Source organism: Caldisericota bacterium (assembly GCA_034717215.1).
Taxonomy (GTDB): domain Bacteria; phylum Caldisericota; class Caldisericia; order Caldisericales; family Caldisericaceae; genus UBA646.
Genome location: JAYELD010000039.1, coordinates 19,048 through 45,750, shown reverse-complemented (window position 1 = coordinate 45,750; position 26,703 = coordinate 19,048). Strand labels below are relative to the sequence as shown.

34 protein-coding genes are annotated in these 26,703 nt (G+C 35.8%); 12 read left to right on the top strand and 22 right to left on the bottom strand.

Going from position 1 to position 26,703, the window contains the following annotated elements; all coding sequences use genetic code 11:
- The coding region (locus U9Q18_01935; GenBank protein ID MEA3313118.1) for a hypothetical protein at positions 1 to 255 on the bottom strand (255 nt) is incomplete at its 3' end.
- A gap of 149 nt (positions 256 to 404) precedes the next feature.
- On the opposite strand from U9Q18_01935, the gene U9Q18_01930 reads away from it, so the two are divergent.
- From U9Q18_01930 to nrdD, 4 genes are all read left to right on the top strand, one after another.
- A complete protein-coding gene (locus U9Q18_01930; protein ID MEA3313117.1) occupies positions 405 to 2,057 on the top strand; it encodes a 2-oxoacid:acceptor oxidoreductase subunit alpha in 1,653 nt (550 codons plus the stop codon).
- Positions 2,054 to 2,896 (top strand): thiamine pyrophosphate-dependent enzyme, encoded by an 843-nt coding sequence (locus U9Q18_01925; protein ID MEA3313116.1) that lies wholly within the window; start codon positions 2,054 to 2,056, stop codon positions 2,894 to 2,896. Before U9Q18_01930 ends, U9Q18_01925 begins: the two co-directional genes overlap by 4 nt.
- Positions 2,897 to 3,067: 171 nt before the next feature.
- Positions 3,068 to 5,131 carry a ribonucleoside triphosphate reductase gene (locus U9Q18_01920; protein ID MEA3313115.1) on the top strand — a complete coding sequence of 688 codons (2,064 nt, stop codon included), beginning with the start codon at positions 3,068 to 3,070 and terminating at the stop codon, positions 5,129 to 5,131.
- Positions 5,132 to 5,156: 25 nt separating this feature from the next.
- Entirely contained in the window at positions 5,157 to 5,348 is a 192-nt protein-coding gene (gene nrdD / locus U9Q18_01915; GenBank protein MEA3313114.1) for an anaerobic ribonucleoside-triphosphate reductase, read from the top strand.
- Between the two features lie 4 nt (positions 5,349 to 5,352).
- Here the strand turns inward: nrdD and U9Q18_01910 are convergent, their stop codons facing one another.
- A complete protein-coding gene (locus tag U9Q18_01910; protein MEA3313113.1) occupies positions 5,353 to 5,784 on the bottom strand; it encodes an OsmC family protein in 432 nt (143 codons plus the stop codon).
- 107 nt (positions 5,785 to 5,891) lie between these two features.
- Between U9Q18_01910 and dinB the strand changes: the two genes are divergently transcribed.
- Positions 5,892 to 7,070 carry a DNA polymerase IV gene (gene dinB / locus U9Q18_01905; protein ID MEA3313112.1) on the top strand — a complete coding sequence of 393 codons (1,179 nt, stop codon included), beginning with the start codon at positions 5,892 to 5,894 and terminating at the stop codon, positions 7,068 to 7,070.
- A 73-nt stretch (positions 7,071 to 7,143) separates the two neighbouring features.
- Here the strand turns inward: dinB and accA are convergent, their stop codons facing one another.
- The 4 genes from accA to U9Q18_01885 form a co-directional block, all read right to left on the bottom strand.
- Positions 7,144 to 8,076, bottom strand: a complete 933-nt coding sequence (gene accA, locus U9Q18_01900) for a carboxyltransferase subunit alpha (protein MEA3313111.1) — start codon at positions 8,074 to 8,076, stop codon at positions 7,144 to 7,146.
- On the bottom strand, positions 8,073 to 8,924 hold the full coding sequence (locus U9Q18_01895; protein MEA3313110.1) for an acetyl-CoA carboxylase carboxyltransferase subunit beta: 852 nt from the start codon (positions 8,922 to 8,924) through the stop codon (positions 8,073 to 8,075). Before U9Q18_01895 ends, accA begins: the two co-directional genes overlap by 4 nt.
- A 24-nt stretch (positions 8,925 to 8,948) precedes the next feature.
- A complete protein-coding gene (locus U9Q18_01890; GenBank protein ID MEA3313109.1) occupies positions 8,949 to 9,935 on the bottom strand; it encodes a 2-hydroxyacid dehydrogenase in 987 nt (328 codons plus the stop codon).
- Positions 9,936 to 9,997: 62 nt separating this feature from the next.
- Entirely contained in the window at positions 9,998 to 10,120 is a 123-nt protein-coding gene (locus tag U9Q18_01885; GenBank protein ID MEA3313108.1) for a hypothetical protein, read from the bottom strand.
- Positions 10,121 to 10,236: 116 nt separating this feature from the next.
- Here U9Q18_01885 and mnmG point away from each other — a divergent pair, with 116 nt between their 5' ends.
- Entirely contained in the window at positions 10,237 to 12,099 is a 1,863-nt protein-coding gene (gene mnmG, locus U9Q18_01880) for a tRNA uridine-5-carboxymethylaminomethyl(34) synthesis enzyme MnmG (protein ID MEA3313107.1), read from the top strand.
- 31 nt (positions 12,100 to 12,130) lie between these two features.
- On the opposite strand, the gene U9Q18_01875 is transcribed toward mnmG, so the two are convergent.
- The 4 genes from U9Q18_01875 to dcd all read right to left on the bottom strand — a co-directional run bounded on the left by U9Q18_01875 (position 12,131) and on the right by dcd (position 14,876).
- Positions 12,131 to 12,976: a DegV family protein gene (locus U9Q18_01875; GenBank protein MEA3313106.1), complete on the bottom strand. Its 846-nt coding sequence runs from the start codon at positions 12,974 to 12,976 to the stop codon at positions 12,131 to 12,133.
- Between the two features lie 60 nt (positions 12,977 to 13,036).
- On the bottom strand, positions 13,037 to 13,594 hold the full coding sequence (locus U9Q18_01870; protein ID MEA3313105.1) for a hypothetical protein: 558 nt from the start codon (positions 13,592 to 13,594) through the stop codon (positions 13,037 to 13,039).
- A gap of 113 nt (positions 13,595 to 13,707) precedes the next feature.
- The gene (gene thyX, locus U9Q18_01865) at positions 13,708 to 14,343 is read right to left on the bottom strand and encodes an FAD-dependent thymidylate synthase (GenBank protein MEA3313104.1); all 636 of its coding nucleotides are present in this window, start codon (positions 14,341 to 14,343) and stop codon (positions 13,708 to 13,710) included.
- Positions 14,322 to 14,876, bottom strand: a complete 555-nt coding sequence (gene dcd / locus U9Q18_01860; GenBank protein MEA3313103.1) for a dCTP deaminase — start codon at positions 14,874 to 14,876, stop codon at positions 14,322 to 14,324. The genes thyX and dcd overlap by 22 nt, the downstream gene beginning before the upstream one ends.
- A gap of 200 nt (positions 14,877 to 15,076) precedes the next feature.
- On the opposite strand from dcd, the gene U9Q18_01855 reads away from it, so the two are divergent.
- Positions 15,077 to 15,706: a class II aldolase/adducin family protein gene (locus tag U9Q18_01855; protein ID MEA3313102.1), complete on the top strand. Its 630-nt coding sequence runs from the start codon at positions 15,077 to 15,079 to the stop codon at positions 15,704 to 15,706.
- Between the two features lie 8 nt (positions 15,707 to 15,714).
- Here the strand turns inward: U9Q18_01855 and U9Q18_01850 are convergent, their stop codons facing one another.
- From U9Q18_01850 to U9Q18_01800, 11 genes are all read right to left on the bottom strand, one after another.
- Positions 15,715 to 16,398: a hypothetical protein gene (locus U9Q18_01850; protein ID MEA3313101.1), complete on the bottom strand. Its 684-nt coding sequence runs from the start codon at positions 16,396 to 16,398 to the stop codon at positions 15,715 to 15,717.
- A 199-nt stretch (positions 16,399 to 16,597) separates the two neighbouring features.
- Entirely contained in the window at positions 16,598 to 16,978 is a 381-nt protein-coding gene (locus tag U9Q18_01845) for a YhfC family glutamic-type intramembrane protease (protein MEA3313100.1), read from the bottom strand.
- Positions 16,979 to 17,305: 327 nt separating this feature from the next.
- Entirely contained in the window at positions 17,306 to 18,082 is a 777-nt protein-coding gene (locus tag U9Q18_01840; protein MEA3313099.1) for an ABC transporter permease subunit, read from the bottom strand.
- On the bottom strand, positions 18,066 to 18,965 hold the full coding sequence (locus U9Q18_01835) for an ABC transporter ATP-binding protein (GenBank protein MEA3313098.1): 900 nt from the start codon (positions 18,963 to 18,965) through the stop codon (positions 18,066 to 18,068). Before U9Q18_01835 ends, U9Q18_01840 begins: the two co-directional genes overlap by 17 nt.
- Positions 18,962 to 19,285 carry a YbjQ family protein gene (locus U9Q18_01830; GenBank protein ID MEA3313097.1) on the bottom strand — a complete coding sequence of 108 codons (324 nt, stop codon included), beginning with the start codon at positions 19,283 to 19,285 and terminating at the stop codon, positions 18,962 to 18,964. Before U9Q18_01830 ends, U9Q18_01835 begins: the two co-directional genes overlap by 4 nt.
- A 1-nt stretch (position 19,286) precedes the next feature.
- Positions 19,287 to 19,412: a hypothetical protein gene (locus U9Q18_01825; protein ID MEA3313096.1), complete on the bottom strand. Its 126-nt coding sequence runs from the start codon at positions 19,410 to 19,412 to the stop codon at positions 19,287 to 19,289.
- A complete protein-coding gene (locus tag U9Q18_01820; protein MEA3313095.1) occupies positions 19,409 to 19,648 on the bottom strand; it encodes a GntR family transcriptional regulator in 240 nt (79 codons plus the stop codon). The genes U9Q18_01825 and U9Q18_01820 overlap by 4 nt, the downstream gene beginning before the upstream one ends.
- Before the next feature lie 383 nt (positions 19,649 to 20,031).
- Positions 20,032 to 20,538 carry an SMC-Scp complex subunit ScpB gene (locus U9Q18_01815; protein ID MEA3313094.1) on the bottom strand — a complete coding sequence of 169 codons (507 nt, stop codon included), beginning with the start codon at positions 20,536 to 20,538 and terminating at the stop codon, positions 20,032 to 20,034.
- Complete coding sequence (locus U9Q18_01810) at positions 20,507 to 21,172, bottom strand: hypothetical protein (GenBank protein MEA3313093.1); 666 nt, start codon at positions 21,170 to 21,172, stop codon at positions 20,507 to 20,509. Before U9Q18_01810 ends, U9Q18_01815 begins: the two co-directional genes overlap by 32 nt.
- A complete protein-coding gene (trpS, locus tag U9Q18_01805; GenBank protein ID MEA3313092.1) occupies positions 21,172 to 22,149 on the bottom strand; it encodes a tryptophan--tRNA ligase in 978 nt (325 codons plus the stop codon). Before trpS ends, U9Q18_01810 begins: the two co-directional genes overlap by 1 nt.
- A 10-nt stretch (positions 22,150 to 22,159) precedes the next feature.
- Positions 22,160 to 22,786, bottom strand: coding sequence for a site-2 protease family protein (locus tag U9Q18_01800; protein ID MEA3313091.1), 627 nt, complete (start codon positions 22,784 to 22,786; stop codon positions 22,160 to 22,162).
- Positions 22,787 to 23,039: 253 nt separating this feature from the next.
- On the opposite strand from U9Q18_01800, the gene U9Q18_01795 reads away from it, so the two are divergent.
- The 5 genes from U9Q18_01795 to U9Q18_01775 are packed head-to-tail and all read left to right on the top strand — an operon-like array spanning position 23,040 to position 25,842.
- Positions 23,040 to 23,549 carry a hypothetical protein gene (locus U9Q18_01795; protein ID MEA3313090.1) on the top strand — a complete coding sequence of 170 codons (510 nt, stop codon included), beginning with the start codon at positions 23,040 to 23,042 and terminating at the stop codon, positions 23,547 to 23,549.
- The gene (locus U9Q18_01790) at positions 23,549 to 23,890 is read left to right on the top strand and encodes a PspC domain-containing protein (protein MEA3313089.1); all 342 of its coding nucleotides are present in this window, start codon (positions 23,549 to 23,551) and stop codon (positions 23,888 to 23,890) included. Before U9Q18_01795 ends, U9Q18_01790 begins: the two co-directional genes overlap by 1 nt.
- Positions 23,891 to 23,892: 2 nt before the next feature.
- Positions 23,893 to 24,216 (top strand): PspC domain-containing protein, encoded by a 324-nt coding sequence (locus U9Q18_01785; GenBank protein MEA3313088.1) that lies wholly within the window; start codon positions 23,893 to 23,895, stop codon positions 24,214 to 24,216.
- Positions 24,217 to 24,241: 25 nt separating this feature from the next.
- Complete coding sequence (locus tag U9Q18_01780) at positions 24,242 to 24,745, top strand: DUF2148 domain-containing protein (GenBank protein MEA3313087.1); 504 nt, start codon at positions 24,242 to 24,244, stop codon at positions 24,743 to 24,745.
- Between the two features lie 2 nt (positions 24,746 to 24,747).
- Positions 24,748 to 25,842, top strand: coding sequence for an alanine--glyoxylate aminotransferase family protein (locus tag U9Q18_01775; protein MEA3313086.1), 1,095 nt, complete (start codon positions 24,748 to 24,750; stop codon positions 25,840 to 25,842).
- Positions 25,843 to 25,858: 16 nt separating this feature from the next.
- Here the strand turns inward: U9Q18_01775 and U9Q18_01770 are convergent, their stop codons facing one another.
- Positions 25,859 to 26,371 carry a biotin transporter BioY gene (locus U9Q18_01770; protein ID MEA3313085.1) on the bottom strand — a complete coding sequence of 171 codons (513 nt, stop codon included), beginning with the start codon at positions 26,369 to 26,371 and terminating at the stop codon, positions 25,859 to 25,861.
- Positions 26,372 to 26,703: the final 332 nt, after the last annotated feature.

Genomic DNA, 26,703 nt, shown 5'->3' with positions numbered 1-26,703 from the left:
CTTTTTTGTAGGATATGTAACGGATCCTTTATAATCCCATGCGTGAGTGCTATAGTTGTATTCCTCAATAAGAAATTTTAATGGCCAAATTCCCGAATAAGAATAGTCCCACCTTAGGTAAATATTTGTTCCGGATGAATAAGCGGCAAAGTTTGCTGGTATAGGAATTGAAGTCGAGATAGCCGATGAAGTTTTTACCCCAATAAATGAAGTTATTAACAAGATAGCAAGCATTACTGCAAAAAATTTTTTCATGATGTCCCTCCTTTTTATAATTCCCCTTGTAAAAAAATTATGCTAAATTATAACATTATTTTTATGTTATTCAAATATAATTTTTAGAATTTTTTCTTGCCTGTTAATTTTCTTTTAGTATACTATGTAAGATGATAAAGGAGGAGTATATGGGAGAAATATCGATTTTTCTCGGTGGACAAGCTGGTGAAGGTATCAAACGTGGCGCACTTACCATAGGAAAGCTACTAAATCTATATGGATACCATATTTTTATTATGGATGATTATGTCTCGACGATTCGAGGGGGGCAGGATTACAGTGAAGTGCATGCCTCTCAACAGGAAGTTTTCTCACAATCTAGGAGCGAGGATATTATATTTTCTTTCCACCAGGATGTCTATGAACGGTATAAGGGTAAATTAAAAGAAAACGGAATTGTTGTTCTTGATGGAGAAGACGGATTAAATGTTCCGTTCAACAAAATCTTGAAAGGGCATAAAGGTATTCCTGTGATGAAGCCATCAATAGTGCTTGGCATAATTAGCTATATTACAAATATTCCATTTTCGCTTGTAGAAAAAGTGCTTAAATCTGAATTTAAAGGAAAAGGACAGAAAAATATCGAGCTTGCACAATACGGTTTTAATTTAGCAAAAGAGAAAAATTTTCCTAAAATATCTTTATCATGCGGAGTTAAGTCTCCCTATCCGATTGTTTCAGGAAACGAACTAATTGCATTAGGAGCTGTATATGGCGGCATGAAAATTTATGCGGCGTACCCAATTACACCTGCGAGCTCTGTTTTACATTTTCTTGCAAGAGAATCAAAAAGGTTACATATTGCTGCTGTTCATACTGAAGATGAAATTTCTGCAATTATGATGGCTATAGGTGCAGCTTATGCCGGCGTACCTGCTATGGTTGGAACATCCGGACCTGGCATTGATTTAATGAGCGAGGCGATAAGCCTTGCGGGTGGGACAGAAATTCCAGTGGTGATACTTGATTCTCAGCGCGCAGGGCCTACTACAGGCGTGCCTACATATACTGAGCAGAGTGACTTAAACGAGGTATTATATACGGGACACGGAGAGTTTCCCCGTATTGTACTTGCTCCTGGTAGCATTGATGAGTGTTTTGAACTTTCAGTAAAAGCTTTTCAGTATGCTTGGTGGTATCAAACGCCTGTTTTTATTCTTTCTGACAAACATATTTCAGAGAGTAGTAAAACTGTAAATATATCTTTTGATAAACAGTTTAAATTACCTGTAAAATATTTTCAAGGAGACGTTGAATACAAACGGTATTTTGATACAGATGATGGTATTTCCCCTTTTGCAACCCCTGGCACAAAAGGAGTTGTTAACCATACAAATTCTACTGAACACACTGAAGAAGGGTATTCATCCGGCTTGCCCCATAATGTGATAAAAATGAAGGAGAAGAGGATGAAAAAGCAGGATACGATAAACCGTGATTTTCTTTCTGAACATACAATTAATATGTATGGGAACGTTGAAGCAAAAAATCTTATTGTCTCATTTGGCTCTCCAAAAGGAGCTATCCTTGAAGCAATTCAAGATTTGCCAGTAAAATATATGCAGATCGTCGTAGCTGACCCATTTTCATCTGAAAAGTGTAAAAATGTTTTTGATACAGTAACAAATATTATAGATGTTGAGCAAAACTCTACCGCCCAGCTTGCAAGGCTTGTTAAAGAAAAAACAGGCATTGAAATGAAAAATAAAATTCTTCGTTATGATGGAAGACCATTTGATTCATTTGAGCTCCGCAGGAAAATAGAGGAGGTATTGAAATGAACATAGGTACAACAAAAAAAATTCAATGGTGTCCAGGATGTGGGAACTATGCAATATATTCGGCGTTCAAAAAAGTTATTGAGAAAAATATTGAAAAGGGCAAACTCCAAAAAGAAAACATTGTTCTAATTTCTGGCATAGGTTGTCACGGGTACATTACAAATTACTATGATTTAAATTCTTTCCATCCGTTGCACGGGCGAGTACCTCCGCTTGCAACAGGAATGAAAATTGCTAACTCTAGTTTAATAGTAGTAGGTTTTGCGGGAGACGGAGATGTATATGCGGAAGGTATGAATCATATTGTACATGCAGCGCGGAGAAATACAGATATCACTATGATTGTGCATGATAACAGTGTATATGGGCTTACTACAGGGCAATTTACCCCGACATCACCAAGAGGATTTAAGGGGAGGTCGACGCCGTTTGGCAATGTAGAGAATCCAATTAACCCGATAAGCCTTATGATTGTCTCGCGAGCTACATTTGTAGCAAGGGGGTTTTCTGGAGAGCCGGGACACCTTGAACATCTTTTTGAGAGGGCGATTATGCACAAAGGATTTTCTATTGTTGATGTGATCCAGCCCTGCACAACATTTAATGATACCTATGCGTATTATAGAGAGCGTGTGTACAAGTTGGAGGAAACGAATTATGTTCCAGACAATTTTGCAACAGCTCTGAGTAAATCACTGGAATGCGGTGATAAAATTCCAATTGGTATCTTTTATGAAAAAAAAGGTACCAGCTTTGAAGCTGCTATAAGTGGAAGTGAAGATTTTTTAAAGAATCGTTCTATTCCTGATATAAGCACGGTGCTTTATGAAAAAATATGAAACAGTTCTTGTTACTCCTCATAATTAAAAGTTATACACATTATCCACAGCTTGTATTTTTAAAATAGGTGTTGCGCTTTAAATTTATTGTTGTAGGGTTTGACACATATTGAAATTTGATTTATACTTTTTTTACAAGGTAACATACACATGGGAAAGGAGAAAAATTTCATGAATAAAGTGTTAAAAAGAGACGGCAGAATAGTTAGCTTTAAGAGGGAAAAAATTGTCGATGCTATACAAAGAGCTGGACAATCTACAGGAGAGTTAACTGGAGATGACGTAAAACTTCTTGCCCATATTGTGATTACTGAAATAATCTATGAGAGTGGGGAAGAGCCAATCCGAATAGAACAAATACAGGATAAAGTTGAAGAAGTGTTGATGAGAAGGGGGTATTACAAAACTGCAAAGGCGTATATTTTATATCGGGAAAATAGAAGGCAGCTGCGTGCAATTAAAAATTATATCACCCCTGCATCAGTTGAAAAGTATCTTCAGCAAGGCACATGGGAAGTTCATGAAAACGCAAATATTGGTTATTCTGTACAGGGATTAAAATCATTTTTGGCTGGAAAAGCAGAAGCTGAATACTGGCTTAGTAAAGTTTATCCGCAAAAAATTGCAAACTTGCACAGGAATGGTGCAGTGCACATACACAATCTCTCTTTCTTTGGAAGCTATTGTGTCGGTTGGGACCTTGAAGATTTAATAAAGAGAGGATTTGGGGGTGTTCCCGGGAAACCATATTCAAAGCCAGCAAAACATTTTTCTTCTATACTCGGACAGATTGTAAACTTTCTTTTCACTCTTCAAAATGAGGTTGCAGGAGCTGTCGCCTTAAACTCTTTTGACACACTTCTTGCTCCATTTGTTTATTATGACCATCTCACTCAAAAGGAAGTGAAGCAGCAAATACAGGAATTTGTCTTTAATATGTCTCAAACAACAAGGACTGGAGGACAATCACCATTTTCTAACATTACTCTCGATATCCACCCCCACGTTCTGTTAGTGAATAAAAAAGTAGTTATTGGCGGGAAAGAACAGGATAAAAGATATGGAGAATTCCAAAAAGAAATTTATATGATTAACAAAGCTTTCTGGGAGACAATGATTGAAGGAGATGGGAATCATAGAGTTTTTACATTCCCGATACCTACAATTAATTTTACAAATGATTTTGATTGGGACAATCCCGAACTTACACCAATGTGGGAGGCAACTGCTAAATATGGTATACCATATGGTGCTAATTTTATTAATTCTGATTTAAAGCCAGAAGATGCAAGGAGTATGTGTTGTCGGCTTAAGCTTGATGTAAAACAGTTGAGAAAAAAAGGCGGAGGATTGTTTGGTGCAAATCCACTTACAGGAAGTATTGGCGTAATTACAATTAACATGGCACGAATTGGTTATTTATCAAGAAATGAGGAAGAATTTTTCTTATCTCTTGCTGAAATTATGGATGCCGCAAGAGATGGATTTGAAGTAAAAAGAAAAACAATTGAGGAATTTACAGAAAACGGACTTTATCCGTACTCACGCGTATATCTTGAATCTATAAAGAAAGTTACAGGACACTATTGGGATAATCATTTTTCCACTATTGGGCTTATTGGAATGAACGAGGCATTACTTAATTTTATAGGAAAAGACATAGGGAGCGAAGAAGGCATTGCTTTTACAATTAAGACAATGAATTTTATGCGTAATAAGCTGGAAGAATTTCAGGATGAAACAGGCCATATGTATAATCTTGAGGCAACACCAGCAGAGTCAACTTCGTATTCCCTTGCGGTAAAGGATAAGGAGAAATATCCCGACATCATCGTTGCAAATGAAAAAGAGGTACAAGAAGGTAATGCAGAACCATTTTATACCAATTCAACACAACTACCTGTGAATTATACAGACGATCCGTTTGAAGTAGCAGAAAAACAAGAAGAAATACAGTTACTCTATACCGGTGGAACTGTCGTACACTTTTTTTTAGGCGAATCACTGAATTACGGGGAGGAAGCTAAAATTTTCTTTAAGAAAATACTTACAAACTATAAGATTCCATACATTACAATTACGCCGACATTTAGCATTTGTCCTAAACACGGATATATTAAAGGTGAATGGAAATATTGCCCATACTGTGATGAAGAGCTTGTTAGTATTGCCGGAAGAAAAGAAACTAAAAACGTTGAAAGCAAAGATATCCCTACATTTAATATCGACAAATAGTCATCGATAAAGGAGGTGTTAAACGATGAACGCAAGAGAAGACGAAAAAGGTAACCTTATTTTGGAGAATGGAGAGGTTATCCCTGAAGAAAAAAGACAAAAAGTAGAAGTGTATTCACGAGTGGTTGGCTATCTAAGGCCAGTAAGCCAGTATAATAAAGGAAAACAGGAAGAGTTTAAAAAAAGAAAAATGTACAATCTCTTCAAAGAGAAGTAATTTATTATTCTTTAAAAATTTTGTACTCTGAGTGTATTTCAGCAGTTTTTCGCAGCATGGCCAATGCTGAGCAATACTTTGTTTCAGAGAGTTCGATTGCGGTTTTAAATTTATCATCGGGTACATCTCCCCAGATCATGTAGGTAAGATTAATTTTTGTGAATACATGCGGATGATCAGGTGCTTTTTCTGCAGTTATCTTTAATTTATAATCATTGTATTTAACTTTCATTCTATCAAGAATTGATATTATATCCTGGGATGTACATCCTGCTGCTCCCATTAGAAATAGTTCCATGGGTCTTGGTGCACCATCGTGGCCTTTAAAATCTTCTGGGCCGTCCATCACGATCCAGTGGTTAGAGTTTGCCCTTGCCATTACTGTAAGACCGTATGCTTGTTTAAGTTCTACTTTGGTAATGTTTTTTTCTGCCATTACTCTCTCCTTATAAATTATTATTTTTAACATAATATATTGTTTTGAATTTATTTGTCAACAATGTGAAATTTTTATACTCTCAAGGAAGGATGTATAATAAAATTATGGAAAGGAAAAAGAGAATAATTATGCACATTGATATGGATGCTTTTTTTGCTTCTGTAGAGCAGGCAGAAAATAGCGATCTTAAAGGCAAACCCATTGCCATTTCGGGGAATGTAGAAAGTCGTTCTGTAATATCCGCTGCATCATACGAAGCAAGGAGGTATGGCGTACATTCTGCAATGCCTTTAAAACTTGCTAAAAGGCTTTGTCCAAACCTTATATTAATTCAAGGAGACATAGCAAAATATGTGCGTATATCGAAAGAGATTGTTTTGCTTTACTATAATTTCTGCCCGGCTATTGAATATTCTTCAATCGATGAAGTTTTTATGGATTTTACATATACAGTAAAAGATTTTGCTGAAGCCATAGAAATGGGAAACAAAATAAGAAAAGAAGTAAAAGATAAGTTTCATATTACGTGTACAGTGGGCATAAGTTATAATAAACTTCTTGCAAAGCTTGGCTCAAAACTTGCGAAACCTAACGGATTGATGGTAATAAGAAAAGAAGAAACAGCAAAAATTTTGAATGGTTTGCCAGTAAATAAAATTACAGGAATTGGAAAAAAAACGGAAAGTGCACTTTTAAGCTCTTTCAATGTAAAAACATTAGGGGAACTTAAAGAAATTCCCATAAAAGTACTCATGCAGGTATTTCATTCGTACGGGAAATTTCTTTACAATGCAGTAAGGGGCATTGATGATTCTCCTGTTATTACCCCGATGGAAGAAGAGGAGTCAAAATCTATAGGACATTCGATTACATTTCCGGTAGATACGGATAAAATAGATTATATAAAAAGCGTGCTTGAGCTTCTTTCGGAAAAGGCTGGCAGTAGGGTAAGAGCGCACCATCTTTTCTCGACTGTCATTACACTTACCGTACGTTATGCAGATTTTACTACAAAAACGCATAGAAAAACTATTACAGAAACTAACAGTGACAAGAGGATCTACAAAACAGCGGTTTTACTTTTTGATGAACTGTATGTGAAGGGGCGAAAAGTACGTCTTCTCGGCATTTCTGCATCAGGACTTTCTAAAGACAATTCTTCTTTGCTTTTCAAAGATAAAGAAGAAGAAAAAGATCAAAGAATTGAAGAAACAATGGACTCTATAAGAAAGCGTTTCGGTTTCTATTCAGTAAACCGCGGAAGAGTGATTAAAAAACCATAATTTTTAGTATTATATTGTCCAGCAACCAGAATGGATAGCGAAAATAGCGAAAAAGGTATATGTGAATTTTCAGTTAATCCGCATAGATTCCAATTTTTCTATATTTTTCTATACGATTTGTTTTTAGCTGTTTTTCATTTTCCTTTAGTAGTGTTTTGAGTTCATTGTTAATTGCATCTCCTATTGCTTTTACAACTTCCTTTTTATTTCTATGTGCTCCGCCTATTGGTTCATTTACTACTTTGTCAATAGTACCTGCATTTAATAGGTCGGCTGCCGTGAATTTTAAGCTTGATGCTAACTCTTCGCTTTTTTCCCTGTTATTATATAGAATTGATGCACCTCCTTCAGGTGAGATTACCGAGAAGAACGAGTATTGCAACATAATGATTTTATCTGCAATGCTCATACTGAGTGCGCCGAGACTTATTCCTTCACCAATTATAACAGCAATAATTGGCACTTTTGCTTTAAACAGTGCAAGTATGGATTCGGAAACCGCTTCTATTTGTCCTTTTTTCTCTGATTCTTTGGATACAAATGCTCCAGGTGTATCAATAAATGTAATAATAGGACTTTTAAACGTTGTTGAAGCAAGATTAACAATTCTTGCAATTTTTCTGAATCCTTCTGGTTTTATCATTCCACAATTACATAAAATCACATCTTTTAGCGTATTTCCTTTTCTGCTTCCTATTACAGTAACCGTTGTGCCCTTAAAACTTCCAATGCCTGCTATAATTGAAGGATCATCTCCGCTCTTCTTGTCGCCGTGCAGCTCAATAAAATCTTCAAATAAAGCGTTAATATAGTCTGTTGCATTGGGTCTATCGGGATGACGGGCAATTTGTGCAATCTGGTAAGCGGTGAGGGAGCCGTAAATTTTTTTTAGTTCTTGTTGAATTTTTTCTTCTATATTGTTTGTTGCTTCCCAGTTTTTCTTTCTTTCTTCCAATTCTTTATATAGTGGTTCAAGAGATTTTTCAAACGGAAGTAAATATTTCATATCGTCCTCCTATTATAGTGTTTAAGAAACTGTGTGATAGTTGCTTTGAGCAAATATCTATCAACAACTATGTCCAGAAATCCATTTTGAAGTAAAGATTCTGCTTGTTTTAATTTATCCGGGATATTTTTCTTTGCAACCTCTTTTGTAATGCGCGGGCCTGAAATACTAATTGAAGAACCTTTTTCTGCAATTATAATGCTTCCAGTCATGGCAATAGCAGCTGCTCCACAGTAAGAAGGATTTGTTAAAATCGGTATGAATAATCCGCCGCTTTTTTTGAATGAATCTACTGCCTGAATTATTTTTGCAACTTGCATTAGGGAGTAAATACCTTCCTGTATTCTCTCTCCGCCGGAGGAGAAGACGATGATTAATGGTAACTTGTGTTTTTTTGCATACTCAGTAAGCCTTGTGAGCTTTTCTCCTGTTGCCGAGCCTAAACTTCCTCCGATAAATTCAAACGCAAAAACTCCAACTGCTGCGTTAAATCCACTGATTTTAGCTTTTCCTGTGATTACAGCACAATCAAGCCCTGTTTCTTTTTTTGCCTGTTTTATGCTCTCCTTGTAGGCGAGTAGACTTTTAAAGTTCAGCATATCAACAGCTTTTATTTCTGTATCCATCTCTGAGAATGTGCCTGAATCTGCAATGAGATTTATTCGTTCGCTTATTGTCATTCGGAAGTGATAACCACAATATGGGCATACCTTGAGATTTTCTTTTAGGTCCTCGTATTTAATAAGATTGCCGCAAGATTGGCATCTTACTGGTGTTTCTTTTACTTTTTTTTCTGTAAGAACTGGTACTACAATTTTCTTTTTTCTTCTAAAAATATTTATATCCATATGTCCTCCTTTTTTTTGCAACAGCTAATAACCTTTCTCTACACTTACAATATTTTTAATTTTTTTGCCAGAAGCAAATTGCATAATATTTGTTATAGCTTCTTCCCAATTTTGACCAATGCTTTTATCGGAATATCCAGCTGTATGTGGCGACATGATTATATTGTCCAGTAACCAGAACGGGTAGCGTGACGGGTATTGGAATTCATGCTTATTTTTTGGATATAGCCACCAGGTGTCGATTGCCGCTCCTTCTAATGTATGGTTTTTGAGTGCAACGAATAGGGCCTGTTCGTTTATTACAGATCCTCTTGATACGTTAATAAGATATTTCCCTTTCATGAGGTTAAACATTTCCTTGTTAATTAACTCTTTTGTTTCATTTGTTGCAGGCACTGCAAGGAGGATAAAATCTGCTTTTGAAACTGCATCTTTTATTTTGTTTGCTCCATAGACTTTATCTACATTTGAAACATTGGTTATATTTTTTTTCACGCCTATTACATTCATGCCAAATGCTTTTCCAAACTGTGCTGCTTTTTTACCAATACTCCCCAGTCCTATAATACAGAGCGTTTTTCCCTTGATCTCTATGTTTGGTTCGTTACTCATCCAACCATGCCACATACCCCTTCTAAGATCCCCGTTGTTTACTACTATTCCTTTTGCCAGTGCAAGAAGCAAACTAAATGCATGCTCTGCAACAGATGTTGCGTTGCCGTGGACATTTGAGAGGATAATGTTTCTGTTCTTTAGTAAATTTAGATTAAATTCTTCTACCCCTGCATACGGTACCTGTATGAGTTTAAGCTTTTTTGCTTTTATGATTTCTTCATTTGTGAGAGGACCCGAAATGACAATATCTACTTCTGGAATTGCTTTTTCTTTTTCAAGTTCATTTTTTGGTTTGATTAATGTAATTTTTCCTTTATACCCTATTTCTTTTTTTATTTTATCAAAAATTGTGTCAATATTCTGTATATAGGGCATAAAAATTCCGATTTGAATCATTTTTTTCTCCATTTTAAATAATTTTTTGTGAAATTATACTAGCAACTCAAAGAGCAGTTTGCTTATCGTGGGAATCTTTTTGTGTAATAGGTGGGAGGAGTAAGCATAAGCGCTACAGCTATTCCTACAAGTGCTGTTGTTAATCCTATAAAAAACCACTCTGTTGCAATTTTTCCATTGCTCATAATTTCTCTCCTTTTAATATAGTATAATGTTAAGAAACATAATAGCAAATTTTTGTGAATTAGCTATTCAAAACATGCGGTTGACATTTGCCAAAAAAGGGTATAATAATTGTATTATGAAAACGTTTGATTTAATTGTTGTTGGGGCGGGGCATGCTGGAGTTGAGGCGGCACTTGCTTCAGCACGAATGGGAGTGGAAACTCTCCTTATAACAATTGATTGCGACAGCATTGGCTGGATGCCATGTAACCCGGCAATTGGTGGGCCTGGCAAGGCACAGATTGTACGCGAAGTGGATGCTCTCGGTGGTGTTATGGCTCTCAATACAGATGCAACGCTTACTCAGCTAAAAATGCTAAATATATCTAAAGGCCCCGCTGTATGGAGTTTGCGGGCGCAATGTGATAAATGGGCATACTCATTAGGAATGAAAGAGAGAGTGGAAAACCAGCCGCATTTACACCTTCGTCAGGGAATTGTAACGCGCCTTATCGTTCAAAAGAATCGAGTAAAAGGCGTAGAGGTCTCTGACGGTATGAAATTTTATTCAAATGCTGTTGTTATTACTGCAGGAACGTATCTTAACGGTAGGATTTACATTTCAAAATGGATGCAGCCTGCCGGGCGATGGGCAGAACCGCCTGCTAATAGTCTTTCTGATAATTTGAAGGAGCTTGGTTTTAAGATAAAGCGTTTTAACACAGGCACAACGCCGCGTGTTGATAAAAGGTCCATTGATTTTTCTAAACTTATTGTTGAAAAGGGCGATGTGATACCACTGCACTTTTCAACCTGGAACGAGCCTAAAATCTATAAAAATCAAATTGATTCATATCTTGGTTGGACAAATGAAAAAACAATAGAAATAACCAGAAAATATTTAGATATGTCTCCTTCTGTTATGGGCATTATGGTAAAAACAGGGCCGAGAACTTGTCCATCTATGGAGGAAAAAGTACGCTGGTTTCCAGATAAGGTAAGGCATCAATTTTTTTTAGAACAGGAAGGTTTTTGCACAAACGAAATGTATATGCAGGGAATGTATATGTCTATGCCGTATGAAAATCAATTAGAAGTTTTACGTACGATACCTGGGCTTGAAAATGTAGAGATCATACGGCCCGCTTACGTGATAGACTATGATTATGTTGTCCCTACTCAACTCAATTTAAACTATGAAACAAAGATTGTCGAAGGTTTGTTTATAGCAGGACAGCCAAATGGAACTACCGGGTACGACGAAGCAGCAGGACAGGGAATCCTTGCCGGGATTAATGCTGCACTCAAAATAAAAGGAAAAGAACCGTTTATTCTGAGTAGAAGCGAAGCTTATTTAGGCGTGATGACAGATGATATTCTTACAAAAGAATTATTTGAGCCATATAGAATTACACCATCGCATTGTGAACACCGATTACTCCTCAGGCAGGATAATGCAGATTTACGACTAACCCGTAAAGGTTACCAAATTGGCGTAGTTGAAGAATGGAAATATAGAAAGTTAGAAGAAAAAGAAAAAATGATCAATGAAATTAAAATGAAACTCGAGAGTATAGTTTTAAAGCCCAATAAAGAGACTTTATCCAGGCTAAAAAGTTTTGGTATAAAAGAAATTAACAAGCCCATACTGCTAGCGGATATTTTAAAGAGGCATGATTTTACAAAAGAAGATTTAAGGAAAATTGAATCTTCTTTTGCAGGCTACCCGGATGAATTGCTTGAAGAAATCGAGAGCGATATTAAGTATGCCGGATATATTGTAAGGGAACAGAATAAGATAAAAGAATCCATACGATGGGAGAAATTCATCATACCAGAGAATTTTGATTATTCAGTTGTTCACTCACTTTCAAAGGAAGGAAGAGAACGTCTTACGCAGGTAAAGCCTAAATCTCTGGCTCAAGCAATGCGCGTGTCAGGTGTGCGGCCTGCCGACATTCAAATGCTCCTTCTATATTTCAAAAGCAGCAAGAAGTAGCGAAGCTCTTATTTTTTTATGCAAGAATTATTTACCGCTCTGTATAGAAGTGGATGGACAATACTTTTGGGCCAGTGTGTGTTACAATAACCGGGCCCAGCCGTGTAAGCGGGATTTTTACGCCAAATTCTTTTTCACATAGATCTCTGTATTCTTCTGCTTCTTCCCTGTTATCTCCCCATATTACTGAGATATATTTTAACCCCCTTTTATCCACAATCTCCTTTGTTAATTCCAGCGCTCTTTGCTTTGCCTTTTTTAAGGTACGAGGTTGCTCAAGTGTATCAACAAATCCCTCGTGGAAGTAAAGAATTGGTTTTATTTTTACTATTGAGCCAACCAGTGCCTTAGCATGCCCAATTCTTCCGAGGCGCGCAAGATAAAATAAATCTTTTAAAACAAAGAATATGTTCATTTTACCTCTCATTGCTGGCATCTCTTTAATCATATCTTCTTTACTCATTCCTTCCTCATATAGTTTTTTAGCTATTTCCAGTACTTGATATCCTAATCCTAGTGAAGTGAATTGAGAGTCAAAAATATATATATCAGGATTGCCCAGAGCTTTTTTTGCTGCATTTGCTGCATTAACCGTTCCACTCATGTTTGTAGACATAAGCGGAGAAATAATTGAATATCCCTCATCAAGAAGTGGCTCATATATTTTTATAAAATCGTCTGTTGAGGGCTGTGTTGTGTCGGGGAGTTCTCCTTTTCCCATTCTTTCGTAATATTCTTTGTCTTGTATATCTACATGTTCTGCATAAACTTTATCGCCAAATCTTACATACAGTGGAGCAATTTTGATGTCGTATTTTTTAATAATTTCCTCGGGGAGATAACATGTGGAATCAGTTACAATTTTTACTTTTTTCATTTATTTTTTCTCCTTTTTATATCTAGGCATAAAAATTCTGGCCTGATTTGTCTTAATTAATTACAGTACACCTACTACAGCGAAGGATATGCACGTAATTAAGATACTTGTTATTCCTCCGACTGCGAGTTGCATAAATGTGTGGTCGCCAAGTTTTCTTTTGCTTATATAAACCGGGATAAGCAAAAGAAACGCAAGCATGCCTTTGTCGGTGATTATTGTTAAAGCAGTGGCTGGCCCTGCAATACCAGATGAATGCCCGGATACTTTGTATGCGAATTTATTAACTGCAAAAAGAAAAATAACATTCAATAAATATGATAATCCAAGTGCAATAAAAATTTTATTGCTTTTAGTTATGACAAGAAGAGTAAATCCTATTGGATAGCTTAATGCATCAAGGATAAATGAAATTTTCCTTTCGCCATTGTAATCTCCGGGATGTTTTAAAAGGTGTGTCCATGCCAGGAGGGGTATTATTCCTATGAATATTGCTGATATCGTAAATCCCCTCAGGCTATTTGCCCCCCCTTTATTAAATTGGTAAATTATATACAGCGAAAAAAGCGCAACAACAGGCACATCAAAAACAAATGTGAGAAAACGGTATTTTTTCATTGTTTATCTCCTAAAATATTCAATAAAAGCCAAAGATTAGGGCTCACTCTCTATGTACCTCCATATTTTTATACTATTTCTATCATATATAATTATTATCATTTTACAAGTTTTTAAATATAAAAATCTTTCATTTTTTCATTAAATGTTGCCGGAGCAACTTTTTTTACTTCCTTTAACATAATCTCTGCCACTTTACGAATTTCCCACTGAGCGTACTTTGAAATTCTTTCGTGGAAAAAATGCATAAGCTCTCTTCCGTTTGCTGTTGCAACAAGTTTTGTTTCAGTTGCATTTGGCAGTATAAATCTTGCATCTTCAATGGCTACCTCGTCTGAGAGTTTTTTATAAATATCTTTAAGATATTCCATTGTCTCTGTATATAGTTTGTAGGGTTCTTTTTTGTTTTTAATTGACTCGGGAACGATGTAGGGAAAATCTGATTCTTTAATAAATCGCTGGCTTTGTTGGGTAAACGCGAAGAACCTATGCCGCACAAATTGGTGGCTGCAGCTACGAGAAATTCCTTCTACCGCAAAAGTGAAAGAGATATGCTCAAATACTGAAAAGTGACCTAGCTTTATGGCAAGATGAACGAGGCGTTCTACTTCATTTTCTTTAAGATTTAACGACATTACACTTCCCTTAAACCTGCTTTGCCGCATGGCAACTGCGACAGTATAATCCGGCCGAGGGGTATAGTTCAGCAGCTTTACCCGTACTTCTCTTAATCTATTTTTGGTAGCCATATCCCTGTTTGGTTTTGGTACTTGCCTTTTTTATCCTTATAAGAAGTTTTGCATATTTTATCGGCACTAATAAAAAGGATCTGTGCAATCCCCTCGTTTGCATATACTTTTACGGGAAGTGGTGTTGTGTTTGAGATTTCTATTGTAACATAGCCCTCCCATTCTGGCTCTAGAGGTGTGACATTTACAATGATGCCGGCCCTGGCATAAGTGCTTTTCCCAAGGACAATACAGAGTACTTCCCTTGGAATCTTAAAATACTCTACACTTTTTCCAAGAGCAAATGAGTTAGGCGGGATAATACATACATCGCCTTTATAGTTTACAAAACTTTTTGGGGAGAAGTTTTTGGGGTCAACAATTGCCGAATGTACATTAGTGAAAATTTTAAATTCGTCTGCGAGGCGCATATCATACCCATACGATGACACACCAAAAGATATGACGCCGTTGGATATTTGCCCTTTTTCAAATGGTTGTATCATTCCTTTTTCTGCTTGTTCAGCAATCCATTCATCTGATTTTACACTCATATTCGCTCCTCTTGTACTATTTTGAAGTATTATAACATTTTTTATTTGATTTCAAAAAATGTTAATTTAAGATTTTCGATAATTTTTTATGTAATATAGGTTTATAGTTTCTGCATAATTGATTCTGTATTTCTGTTTAGTCTAAACGAGGTTGAATTTTTTCATATATTTATTATATTGATTTGCATAAGGAGCTGCAAATGAAAAGAGAGATAAAAGAAACAATTGTATCAATTGGGAAAAGGCTGTATGAAAGGCGTTTAAATGGTGGATATGGAGGAAATATTTCTATAAAAGACGAGAGAGTGATTTACATTACTCCTTCTGGTGTGCCGAAAGATATTCTTTTATATTCAGATATCATTGTGGTGGATTTTAAAGGAAATTTGCTGGAGGGAGAGGGCAAACCTTCTTCCGAATTATTATTTCATGTTGCTATTTACAAAGAAAGAAGAGACATAAATGCTATTGTGCATACCCATCCACCGGTTGCAACCGGGTTTGCAATTGCTAATATGCCATTGCAAAAAGCGATACATGAAGAAGTATCGCTTATCTTGGGCGAAGTACCAGTACTTCCATATGAAATGACCGGGTCAAAAGAACTTGCAAAAAGTGTAGTAAACGCCTTCAAAAAGTATAATGCAGTCATGCTCGCAAACCATGGAGTAATTACTGTTGGTGATACGCCCGAGAAGGCATTCAGGAGAGCCGAAGAGCTTGAGAATGTTTGCATATCAACTCTTGTTGCCAATACTTTTGGTGGAGTAAAAGAAATACCTGCCGATAAACTCAAAGCGCTATTTTCGATGTTTTATAAGAAGAAATAGCTTCTTATTTAATCCTGTCTGATTATATAATAGATGTTTTCCTCACATCTTTCTACAAGGATGTGAGGAGCATCTGTCGTGTAATAAAGATCTCTTTTCTTTTTGCTAAAACCCAGGACAATATGAAATACCTCTACTTTCTTATTGTTGATTGTTTTCTGTTCCTTACCAAGATTGTAAACAGAGCAGTATGCAAATAATGATGTGTATGGGTGGTAATCGTATATGTATGCCTCTTTTTCTTCAAAATTAAACCCAGAGAAGAGAAACGGCAATGACTCGTCAGGATATGTGTTTTCATTGCTTTTCAAATTATACTGTCTTGTTTTTCCACTTTCTTCAATGCTAATTTGTATTGTTTTTTCAAAAAAATTTGCTTCTAAAAATGTAAGTACATCATTTGTTTTATAGTTCCCAATAAATTTTACGGGCTTAAGCGTTGTTTTGTCTAGCCACAAAATGGCGTTTTTTATGCTTTCGCTTATTTTTAAAAGATCGCTTTCAACTACAATAATAATTGTCGCTTCGCCTATCTTTTCATTTTTGTCTATAGAGTAAATTTCATAAATATAATTTCCTTCGGGCATTGCTTCTTTTTCGTTAAAACATGCAGGGGGTAGATTTGCTGTGTTATTTTTACAGCCAGGAAGAACAAACAGAAGTAAAACGAGCAGCAATATCGTTCTTCTCATATATCTTATTTTTTATGCACGATAACGGGGAAATTGGTAGTATATTCCATTTCTAGCATAACTCCTTAATTCATAATTTTTATTCTGCGAAGTATTTATAACACTTTCTATATAAAAAACAAATTCTTTAGAGAATTAGCAGATTGTAGCATAATAATAGAAAAATTTTTACTTTATTAAATTGAATAGTACTGTGTATCTAAATAATTGTTGTCCGCAATCGCTTTTTGTGTAAGTAGATAGAAATAATAAATAGTATAGAGGCAACAATAGCAACGAATACCTCCGTAGGAACAAGAGAAATTCTATGCATCTGATACATTACAGCTATGGTATCCCCCACAGTATGAACAAGAGAGATAATAAGATAGTAAAGAAAGAACTTTTTCCTTGTTGCTCCATACATTATGAGACTTGTTGAAGATATGTGAAATATAATGGCAAATAGTCTTTCTACTATTGCTATAATAGAAAAAGAGGCAACAGAGCCCAGTAAAAATGTAGCTTCAATAAATCCAAATCCCGCACCGGCAGATGCACCTGAAAGAATTTTATCCTTACGGTAAAATACGACAAGCATCTTAAAAAATTCTTGTACAAAACCTGCTATGGATGCATACTAAAATACTTTTAATGTGTCACTCCATGCATTCCAGAAGAGTGAATTTACAAGAAGGCGTTGCAGTGGTATTTGTATAATAAATATAGACAAGAAAGCAGCACCACCTAATAAAAAGGGCTTGTAATAATGCCTGTCTATACGTTTTCTGAAATTAAATAAGAAAAATATAAAAACTGAATAGATCAAAAAAAATACAATAATACCTATCTTTCCAGGAAATAAATTCATATTTTATCCTTCAATCTAATTGCTTAAATGTTATATTTTTCTAATAATAAATTTGTTTTAAAATTCTTTCTTTTTTAAAATGGAGTAAGATGCGGCAAGAGAAACAATAATTATACCAATTCCACAAATAAGTGGAGGAAAATAGATTGTTCCCGTTTGAAAAAATTTTGTACTAACGTACAAGTTTGCTATGTTTATCCAATGCATTCCTTTGATGGATGCGATGGGTATGGTTATAATAATAGCTGCAAATGCTGCAAATGTTGCTTTTAAGCGGTCGTTGATAAGAGTGGAAAAGAGAATAGAAATGGCAGCCGTGGCAAGTGTGCCTATCGCGGCATATAAAAGTCCTATATTAAGAAGACGCATATTAACGTTTAATGGAATGTTATTTGAAAGAATTGGGAGGAGATATGTGGGAATAACAATACTTATTATTAAAAATGCAAATACAACAATAACTTTTGATAGTAAAATTGATTTTCTTGTGACAGGGCGCGAAAACAGGAAAACACTGCTCTTTCGTTCTGTTTCGCCGGCGATAGTTCCGATTGACATAATGATGCCAAAAAATATAGCAAATTGCAATAAGTTTTTACCAAACCACTGGGAAAAGATGAAGAAGTCTATGTATTTAAGATTTGGCAGCATTGTATTTAATTGGTTTGTTAACCATCCTGGAACAGCAGGATTATTGAATAATTCACTGGGGATCTGCGAAATCATGTTATAGCCGTATGGAATAAGAAAAAATGCTGTTCCAAACATAACAAGGAACATTATAATAAATTTTGTTAGATTTTCTTTAAGTTCTTTTTTAATGAGTGGCCACATTTTTTTCCTCCATAAAATGCATAAAGATATCTTCAAAAGAAAGCGGAATTTTACGGATAACTTCTCCTCCTGCATCCTCTATCTTTTTTACTATTGCGCTAGAATCTTTAAAAAGCCTCAGATCAAACGTAGATTCATCAATCTTACTTATACTTGTTATTCCTTTACCTTCAAGTTTATTGGTATCTATTTGAGATGAAAAGCGCACAGTAATAAGATTGGCATTTTCTTTTATTTTGTCCAGCTCTTCTTGCACTATCATTTTACCCCTTTTTATTATTGCTACCGTATCACATATTTTTTCTATCTCGCTTAAGATGTGGGAACTGAAAAAAATTGTAATATTTTTTTCAACAACTTCTTTTATCAAAAAATCTAACAGACGTTTTCTTACAACAGGATCCAGGCCATCAGTAGGTTCGTCCAGAATCAAAAGTTCCGGCTCTGTTGACAATGCTATATAAAGAGAAAGTGCTTTTTTCATTCCTCTAGAGTAGGTGGATATTTTTTCTTGCAAAGGCAAATGGAATGTATCTTGTAGTTCGTCTATTTTAACAAGGTTCTTTTTCCCGAAAAGCCCCGCATTAAAGTGTAGTATTCCCCATCCGGTCATATAGTTATACAATGAAAATTCTTCCGGGACAAATCCTATTCTTTTTCGTTTTATTGTGCTTTCTATGTCAATTTTTTCTCCAAAAAGATTTATAGTGCCACTGTCCTCTTTTATTAATCTGAGCAAAATCTTGATCGTGGTAGTTTTCCCTGCTCCGTTTGGGCCTAAAAATCCAAAAATACTACCCTCTGGTACAGTGAGGGTTAAGTTATTAAGTGCCTGAACTGTACCAAAGGATTTACTAACATTGTTCAGCTCAATTACATTCATTTTTCATTTTCAAGCTTTACTGCTGTTCCATAAGCAAGCAGTTCTGCTGCTCCTTGCATTACAGAAGATGTGGCAAGCCTTACGTTAATTATTGCATCTGCGCCGAGCTCTTCAGCGTTTTTTATCATTTTTGCTATGGCTTCATCTCTTGAATCCTTTAAGAGTTCTATATATTCACCAATTTCTCCGCCTGCAAGATTTTTCAATCCTGCCATGATGTCTCTCCCAATGTTCTTCGTTTTTACTACATTGCCTGTTGCAATACCTAAAATTTCTTTTACTTTTTTTCCTGGTACATAATCCATTGTTGCTACAATCATTTTATGCCTCCTTTTTGTAAATTTTATTAATAATTTCTTCTTCTGTATATCCTGCATTATATATTTCTAGGACAAGCATATCTATAAGTTTGTCAATTTTTTCTTTTCCGGAAGAATCTCTTTTCATTTTTTTATGAATGTTCCTCTTCCTACAATTGTTTCTACAATATTTTCTCTTTCAAGCTCCCTGTATGCTTTTGCAACAGTATTCGGATTTACTGAGAGCTTAATAGCCATTTCTCTTATTGGAGGAAGCCTTTCTCCTCTTTTAAGCAGTCCTTTTGCAATACCTATTTTTACCTCACCCACTATCTGCCTATATATAGGCATACCCTTATACGGGTTTATATAAAACTTCATCATTGTACTAATACAATAATATAATTTTTAAGGATGTCAAGGAGTGCTTAATTGTTCGAAAGAAGTGTTTTGTATATATAGGTTTTCATATGAGGCATTTTTATTTTCAAAAATTGTGGATAATTTATATCTTTTTCTAAAATATTTGCTCAAAAGTAAGCATTATTTGGGGTAAAACAGTGTCATAAAAAGTTATGCACATTGTCCACAATTTGCTGTGGATAATGTTATAATCAATGCTGACAAAGAGTAAAATTTTTTTCAAATTGTCTTAACTTAGAAGCAATCAGTGGTTTAGTTATCCCCATGTTATCCAACCATATAAGGACAATAGATTTAGACGAGGATGCTCTTTATTTTTTCACATTCCCCTTGTGTACAGGCGCCTATTTTTCTTCTTTCTTAAAAAGGCTTTTGTTAAATAGCTTTCCTCGCATTTCTGGATTTATATTTTTTATGAAAAAGTCTGTGACGCTGTAATAAACGATATTGTTGTTAATCCCTTTCTTTATCAGTCCTTTTTTCAGAAGCGTATTTACCATCCTTGTGCTGTTAACGCCTCTTAATTTATCAATTTTCTCTTTTGTTGCCTTTCCGCTGTTAATCAAAATTGCTATGACCTCCAGTGCTTCTTTTGAAAGGGTAGATTTTTTTATTTTCATAAATTTTGAATAGAACCGTTTGTATTTTTCATTTGGAATTAGCGTATAACCCCTTTTGGTTAACACTACATTGATCCCCTTGTTCTCATATTGTTTTTCAAGATCAAGAAGGATTTCCAGTATGGCGTCTGCACTGATTCCAAATGTTTCCCTTAATTTTCCTATGGTAATGGGCTTCCCGGAAACAAATAAAATCGACTCAATTGCTAAGAGGTATTCTTCTTTTTTCATTGCTGTAAACCACGTAGATTGGAGCAAACGTGTCCTTTTGTGTTATTTTTGCAAATTTGCTCTTTGCCAGTATGAGAATTGCCAGAAACATCAAAACAATTTCCAGGCGGGATCTTTTGCCTGCGAAGAGTTCTTGAAAAACAATCTTCTTTTTCTTTTTTATTTCTTCTTTTAACATTTTCATCGTCTCTTTTATTGAAATTTCGTTTTTCTTTATCTCTTTTTCGTCAAGATAACTTTCTCTTTCTAAAAGTTTCTGCACAATTTTTGAAAGCTTTGAAAGAGGGACACTGTCTGCTTCCTCAACTTCAACGTACTGAGCCTTTTTAAAAGTGTTTTTTTTCGACATGCTTCTTTGTATGATAGAAAAAATTTCCATAAGCTCCGTATCTTCGGACATTTCCTTCTTTCTTTTACTACTTTCTAAAGAAAAGAGGTAAAGCAAAAGTTCTGATTTTAACGCTATAAGGGTGCTGAGATACAGAATGGTGTTCCCTACTTCCAGAAAATCTTCACTGCTACGTATGTCTTTAAGCTCTTTTTCTACGGTCGAGATTAAATTAATTGTAAGCAGGTTTTCTCTACTTTCTTTTGCGTTTTTTATTATTTCTGAAAGTACTGTTGTTGCGTTCATTAATCAATCTTCATCATTGAGAGGGTTTCTTTTAATGTTTCCGAAGCAACTTTTTTTGCTTTTCTGCTTCCCTCTTCGAAGATTTCTATAATTTTTTGTTCATTGTTTTCAAGCGATTTTCTTTTTTCGCGCATTTCTTTGAGAAGCTCATTTAATTTTGCTGCGCACTGTTTTTTGCAGGTAACGCATCCTAATTGCCCTGACTTACAATCTTGTTTTATCGCGGGTACTTCTTCTTTGTTAAAAACTCCGTGATATTTGAAAATGGTGCATATTTCGGGATGTCCTTTGTCATGCAATCGTATTTTTGCGGGGTCTGTAATAGCAGACATAATTTTCTTTGTTGTTTCCTCTTCCGTATCTGCAATTTTTATGTCATTGTTTAAACTCTTTGACATCTTTCTTCCGTCAATTCCCGGAATGGATGGAAATTCTGTGAGCAGTGCCTGTGGCTCAGGAAACAAATTCCCGTATAAACTGTTAAACCTTCTTGCAATTTCCCTTGCAATTTCAAGATGATGCACCTGGTCTTTTCCCACTGGCACATAATCTGCTTTGTATATAATAATATCAGATGTCATAAGAATTGGATATCCGAGCAGTCCATATGATACATTCTCTTTAAGGTTTAAATCTCTTATCATTTCTTTTACCGTCGTGTTTCTTTCGACCCATGGAGTGGGGACAATCATCGAGAGAAGTAAAGTGAGATATGCATGTTCAGGAACTTTTGACTGTATGAACAGCGTGCTTTTTTCGGGGTCAATACCTGAGGCTAGCCAGTCAAGCATTGCCTCCATTCTGTTTCTCTTTATTTCCTCGGTATGGGCATATGCTGTCGTTAGTGCATGAAGATCTGCAATAAAATAGTACGAATCATACTGCTCCTGTAATTTGACATAGTTTGAAAGAGCGCCAAAAAGATGCCCTATATGTAATTTCCCGGTGGATCTCATACCGCTTAAAACTCTTTTCATCTATTTCCTCCTATAACAGCAAATTTATCACTGGTAAAATAATCTTATTTAGAAGATTAAAAGGAATTCTCAAAAATATTAAAATAATAAGAAGAAACATTCCGTATAAGTTTATTGATTCATCTAAAAGATAACGTTGAGGTCTTTTAGTAAAAGCAAATAATACTTTTGAGCCATCCAGTGGCGGGATGGGGATAAGATTAAACATGCCAAGGAATATACTGTAAACGATGATGTACTGTAGCAGGATAACAATATAGCTAAAACTTGTAAGCATAATGGAAGAATTTACTGCCCATTTATATATGGGAGAAAGAATAAGTGCCGTAATAAAATTCATTACCGGGCCTGCAAGCGAAACAATTACCATCCCTGAGCGTAGTTCTCTTAGCGCAAAAAAGTCCACGGGGACTGGTTTCCCCCAGCCGAATCTAAATAGGATGAGGGTAATCATGCCGATAGGGTCTATATGACGCAAGGGGTTTAAGCTTAACCTACCCATTCGCTTTGCTGTTGTGTCACCCAATTTATATGCTGAGTACGCGTGGCCAATTTCGTGCAGCGTTAAAACAACTAAAACAGCTGGCAGCGTGAAAAGTAACAACTTAATCCAATAATCTGTACTAAATTCAAACATTCTTTTTACTCCTTTCTATTTTGAAGTATTATAATACTTTTTTTGATTTCTTAAAATTGCATTAGTATTTTCTCATTTTTAATGGGATATGGACGGAGAGATAAAGATCAAACGATTATAAACTTGAATGATTTAAGAAAAAAGTGTACAATAATATGTATGTGATATTGAATGCAATACGTAAAACGAGAGAAAGATTAAAGTATTACAATTGTTTTTAAATAGGACAAAAATTAAATAAAGGGGTGAAAAAATGAGAGATCTTGATTCAAGATTTAATATTGGAAGCCTGCTTATCGCGTTAGGCTGTGCTTTTATCCTTGGAAATATAGGTGCCGTAAGCTCTATTTTCTGGGCTTTCGTCGGGTTTTTCTTGCTGTTTGACGGAGTTCGTTACACGACTAAATATTTGCAAAGAGAAGACAAATCCGGCATAGAAAGTTACCTATCTATGATTTTTATAGGAATTTTTGTCCTTCTTTTTGCATTCTCTATATTGCAATTTTCAATTGTGGCAGCTGTTGCTGCGGGGTTTATTTCTGTAGGCCTTGCATTGCTTATTAAAGGGTTTTTTTATAAATTGCATGGCAGAGACATTACCACCGGGCTAATACTTATTGCAATAGGACTATTTTTATTTATTCCCTTTGTATTAAATATTTCCGGAATAGTTTTTAAGGCAGCGAATAAGTATGGAATCTGGATACTTATTATCATTCTTGGTATCATTATGCTTATTCCACACAAAGGAGGCAAAGGCTAATGAAAAAAGACACCGGCAAAGCAAAAAAAGAAACAGTCGGCGTATGTGCGCGCTGTGGCAAAACAGTTTATTTTGACGAAGCAATTATCATTGATGAAAAACTTTACTGTAAAGAGTGTGCGGAAAAGATAAAAATGGAAGAAGAGCGGTCAAAACAATTACATAAATCAACTAAAAACAGGATGCTTGGGGGTGTTTGCGGTGGGCTTGGCGAATATTTTAACATCGATCCGACCATAATAAGGGTTATTTTTGTAGTATTGCTTTTTATCCCGAATCTACGGTTCTGGTTTATGCCGCTTATCTATCTCTTACTCTGGATTATTATGCCTGAGGAATAGTGATGAAAAGCTATAATAATCCCGAAAAAGAAGCAGTCGGAGTATGTGTACGTTGCGGGAAGGCAATTGGGCCGGACGAAGCAGTAACAATTAAAGGGAAACTTTATTGCAAGGAATGTGCAGGAAAAATAGGCGGGCAAAAAAGATTGTATCGATCAAGGAAAGACCGAATGCTTTTTGGTGTTTGCGGCGGGCTGGCAGAATATATTGGAATTGATCCGACCATTATCCGCGTTCTGTGGGTTATAATTTCTTTAATTTATGGATCTGGCATTTTAATTTACATTGTTCTTACCTTAATTGTGCCGAAAGAGCCTTTAAATTAACAGATACATTTAATGGAGGTTTCAATTGATAAAAATAAATCCTGAAGATGAACAGCATATTTTGTTGAATGCTGCAGAACAGCTGTGCGTTGCTGCAAGGACGGCACCAAAGGCGTACGGTAAAGATTCAATTGTTACGGGAATAGTATATGGGGAAGAGCTTAAAAAGCTACGGGAAGAAATGATAAAAATAGGCAAAGAAAAAAATCTCAATTTTTTAATCAGAGACGCAGGAAACATTGAGGGCAAAGTAGTTGTTTTGATAGGAACCAGGTTGAAAAAGAATCAATCTTTATTTTGTATCTCCCGTGACGAAAAGGAGGGGAAATGTATTGACTCTGCTGTTGATATGGGCATTGCAATAGGTTCTGCCGTTTCAACTGCAACGCAGCTTAAAGTTGACAACAGAATAATGCTCAGCATCGGGCTTGCTGCACTTAATCTTAATTTACTTAAAGAAGACGTGAAGATGATATACGGTATTCCGATTAGCATTTCGGGTAAAAATCCATTTTTTGATAGGGGGTAAAAATGGAAGAACTGTTACTTATCCCAGGTCCTACACCGGTAAGCAAAGATGTACTTAAAGCTCTATCCCAAAATACGATTTCGCACACGGATGAGCGTTTTGTCGAAGTTTTTTTAAAGGCCTTAAACAAAATGAAACCACTTTTTGGGACACGAGACGGGCAGATATTTATTATTGCGGGTTCCGGTACGCTTGGGATGGAAATAGCGCTCACAAATATTTTGGAAGAAAATGAAAATATTCTTGTTGTTTCTCACGGTTATTTTGGAGACCGTTTCGTTGAAATAGGGAAAACATTAGGATTAAATGTTGATTTATTAAAAAGCAAAGCCGGAATGCATATTAATTCTTCTTTTCTTGCTAATTACCTTACCAAAAAGAAATATAAGGCAGTAACGTTTACCCATGTTGATACCTCAACGGGCGTGATGACAAATATGAAAGAAACGAGCAAGATTATCAAAGAAGTCTCGCCCGATACGTTAACTGTTTTGGATGGGGTGTGCGCTACCGGCGGCATTCCTGAAAAAATGGACGAATGGGGGATTGATGTTTTATTCACCGGTTCTCAAAAAGCAATTGCTGTTCCCCCAGGGCTTACCATGCTTGCTTTTTCAGCGCGGGCAATTTCAGCGCGAAAGGAAATGAAAAAAATGAGAACCTACTATGCCGACATACTTAGATGGGTACAGGTTATGGAAAATCCGCATAAGTACTTTGCCACGCCGGCAGTAAATATGATTTTTGCTCTTGAAAAATCTCTTGATGACATTTTGCGGCAAGGTTTAGACAAATATCATGAAAAACATAGAATACTTGCCAGCTTAGTAAGAACTGGTATGAAGACATTTGGATTTAAAAACATGGCTGCTGCTGACATTGCAGCGCCTACTCTTTCAGTATTTATCTATCCGCCAGGCATTGACGATGCAGGATTCAGATCTTTGCTTAAAGAAAAAGGTGTTACAGTTGCGGGAGCAATTGGTGAATTAAAAGGAAAATGTTTTAGGATGGGGCATATGGGGAGCGTTACCGAGGAAGATATACTCCATGCCTTAAATCACATTGGCCAGGTCATAAAAGAAGAATATATGTAGATAGTTTAAATATTTTTTAAAAATTTATTGTTTTTTTGAGTTTGTTTGCTGCGGCTACAGCCACTCCTGTTTTTATTAAATCTATAAGCACAAATGGAGCTACGCCGACAATAAATGCTTTTTTAAGATCATTTATAAAGAGACCAAGCCTGAGCCATCCGAATATGTATATTACTGCTATTCCGGCAAGTGACGCTGCTGAATAAAATAAAGTGCTGCTCCTTTTTTTACTTATCCAACCTACGAGAAATGCTGCTATGGGGAATGCAATTAAATACCCTCCCGTTGGACCGTAAATATAAGCAACTCCTCCAGTGAATCCCGCAAAAACGGGAAGCCCCATAAAACCCATGAACAGGTAAAGTGCCTGGCTTAAGAACCCAAACCGTGCTCCCAATACCAACCCGCTAAGCAGAACAAAAAATATCTGAAGCGTGATAGGTATCTGTCCGATAGGAATTGCTATCTGTGCCCCGACTATTGTTAAAGCTGTGAATATTGCAGTGTATGTTATATCTCTTGTTTTCATTTCTCTCCTTATTTTTTACCCTGTCATTTTACGGATTTGCTGCAAAAAAGCAATCTCTAGACTTTTACACTTTTTTCTGTCATTATTCTCTTTTTCTTTGTCATTGCGAACCTACGTAAGCCGGTGAAACAATCCCTTTTTAGTCGTTGTGTACTTTTAAAATGTATCCTTGCGCTCTTTTCCTCATGATATGCATTATGTCAAGTAAGCGTAGCGACGAAGCAATCCCTGTTTTGCCTAGAAAATTGTCATTTTTAGATTTAATCCTCCCTCAAATTGTTGAGGACTATTACTTTTTAAAATTTGGAATTTGCCTATAATAAAAGATAGGA

What these genes read in the sequence shown, in the direction of transcription:
- U9Q18_01910 (MEA3313113.1), bottom strand. Translation starts at nt 5,784, where the DNA reads ATGGCAGAAAAAAACATTACCAAAGTAGAACTTAAACAAGCATACGGT.
- dinB (MEA3313112.1), top strand. Translation starts at nt 5,892, where the DNA reads ATGGAAAGGAAAAAGAGAATAATTATGCACATTGATATGGATGCTTTT.
- accA (MEA3313111.1), bottom strand. Translation starts at nt 8,076, where the DNA reads ATGAAATATTTACTTCCGTTTGAAAAATCTCTTGAACCACTATATAAA.
- nrdD (MEA3313114.1), top strand. Translation starts at nt 5,157, where the DNA reads ATGAACGCAAGAGAAGACGAAAAAGGTAACCTTATTTTGGAGAATGGA.
- U9Q18_01920 (MEA3313115.1), top strand. Translation starts at nt 3,068, where the DNA reads ATGAATAAAGTGTTAAAAAGAGACGGCAGAATAGTTAGCTTTAAGAGG.
- U9Q18_01810 (MEA3313093.1), bottom strand. Translation starts at nt 21,172, where the DNA reads ATGAACGCAACAACAGTACTTTCAGAAATAATAAAAAACGCAAAAGAA.
- U9Q18_01850 (MEA3313101.1), bottom strand. Translation starts at nt 16,398, where the DNA reads ATGAGAAGAACGATATTGCTGCTCGTTTTACTTCTGTTTGTTCTTCCT.
- U9Q18_01815 (MEA3313094.1), bottom strand. Translation starts at nt 20,538, where the DNA reads ATGAAAAAAGAAGAATACCTCTTAGCAATTGAGTCGATTTTATTTGTT.
- U9Q18_01885 (MEA3313108.1), bottom strand. Translation starts at nt 10,120, where the DNA reads ATGAGCAATGGAAAAATTGCAACAGAGTGGTTTTTTATAGGATTAACA.
- U9Q18_01925 (MEA3313116.1), top strand. Translation starts at nt 2,054, where the DNA reads ATGAACATAGGTACAACAAAAAAAATTCAATGGTGTCCAGGATGTGGG.
- U9Q18_01795 (MEA3313090.1), top strand. Translation starts at nt 23,040, where the DNA reads ATGAGAGATCTTGATTCAAGATTTAATATTGGAAGCCTGCTTATCGCG.
- thyX (MEA3313104.1), bottom strand. Translation starts at nt 14,343, where the DNA reads ATGGCTACCAAAAATAGATTAAGAGAAGTACGGGTAAAGCTGCTGAAC.
- dcd (MEA3313103.1), bottom strand. Translation starts at nt 14,876, where the DNA reads ATGAGTGTAAAATCAGATGAATGGATTGCTGAACAAGCAGAAAAAGGA.
- U9Q18_01855 (MEA3313102.1), top strand. Translation starts at nt 15,077, where the DNA reads ATGAAAAGAGAGATAAAAGAAACAATTGTATCAATTGGGAAAAGGCTG.
- U9Q18_01825 (MEA3313096.1), bottom strand. Translation starts at nt 19,412, where the DNA reads ATGAAAAGAGATTCTTCCGGAAAAGAAAAAATTGACAAACTTATAGAT.
- U9Q18_01785 (MEA3313088.1), top strand. Translation starts at nt 23,893, where the DNA reads ATGAAAAGCTATAATAATCCCGAAAAAGAAGCAGTCGGAGTATGTGTA.
- U9Q18_01835 (MEA3313098.1), bottom strand. Translation starts at nt 18,965, where the DNA reads ATGAATGTAATTGAGCTGAACAATGTTAGTAAATCCTTTGGTACAGTT.
- U9Q18_01890 (MEA3313109.1), bottom strand. Translation starts at nt 9,935, where the DNA reads ATGATTCAAATCGGAATTTTTATGCCCTATATACAGAATATTGACACA.
- mnmG (MEA3313107.1), top strand. Translation starts at nt 10,237, where the DNA reads ATGAAAACGTTTGATTTAATTGTTGTTGGGGCGGGGCATGCTGGAGTT.
- U9Q18_01790 (MEA3313089.1), top strand. Translation starts at nt 23,549, where the DNA reads ATGAAAAAAGACACCGGCAAAGCAAAAAAAGAAACAGTCGGCGTATGT.
- U9Q18_01800 (MEA3313091.1), bottom strand. Translation starts at nt 22,786, where the DNA reads ATGTTTGAATTTAGTACAGATTATTGGATTAAGTTGTTACTTTTCACG.
- U9Q18_01840 (MEA3313099.1), bottom strand. Translation starts at nt 18,082, where the DNA reads ATGTGGCCACTCATTAAAAAAGAACTTAAAGAAAATCTAACAAAATTT.
- U9Q18_01845 (MEA3313100.1), bottom strand. Translation starts at nt 16,978, where the DNA reads ATGCTTGTCGTATTTTACCGTAAGGATAAAATTCTTTCAGGTGCATCT.
- trpS (MEA3313092.1), bottom strand. Translation starts at nt 22,149, where the DNA reads ATGAAAAGAGTTTTAAGCGGTATGAGATCCACCGGGAAATTACATATA.
- U9Q18_01875 (MEA3313106.1), bottom strand. Translation starts at nt 12,976, where the DNA reads ATGAAAAAAGTAAAAATTGTAACTGATTCCACATGTTATCTCCCCGAG.
- U9Q18_01770 (MEA3313085.1), bottom strand. Translation starts at nt 26,371, where the DNA reads ATGAAAACAAGAGATATAACATACACTGCAATATTCACAGCTTTAACA.
- U9Q18_01830 (MEA3313097.1), bottom strand. Translation starts at nt 19,285, where the DNA reads ATGATTGTAGCAACAATGGATTATGTACCAGGAAAAAAAGTAAAAGAA.
- U9Q18_01820 (MEA3313095.1), bottom strand. Translation starts at nt 19,648, where the DNA reads ATGATGAAGTTTTATATAAACCCGTATAAGGGTATGCCTATATATAGG.
- U9Q18_01870 (MEA3313105.1), bottom strand. Translation starts at nt 13,594, where the DNA reads ATGAAAAAATACCGTTTTCTCACATTTGTTTTTGATGTGCCTGTTGTT.
- U9Q18_01775 (MEA3313086.1), top strand. Translation starts at nt 24,748, where the DNA reads ATGGAAGAACTGTTACTTATCCCAGGTCCTACACCGGTAAGCAAAGAT.
- U9Q18_01895 (MEA3313110.1), bottom strand. Translation starts at nt 8,924, where the DNA reads ATGGATATAAATATTTTTAGAAGAAAAAAGAAAATTGTAGTACCAGTT.
- U9Q18_01930 (MEA3313117.1), top strand. Translation starts at nt 405, where the DNA reads ATGGGAGAAATATCGATTTTTCTCGGTGGACAAGCTGGTGAAGGTATC.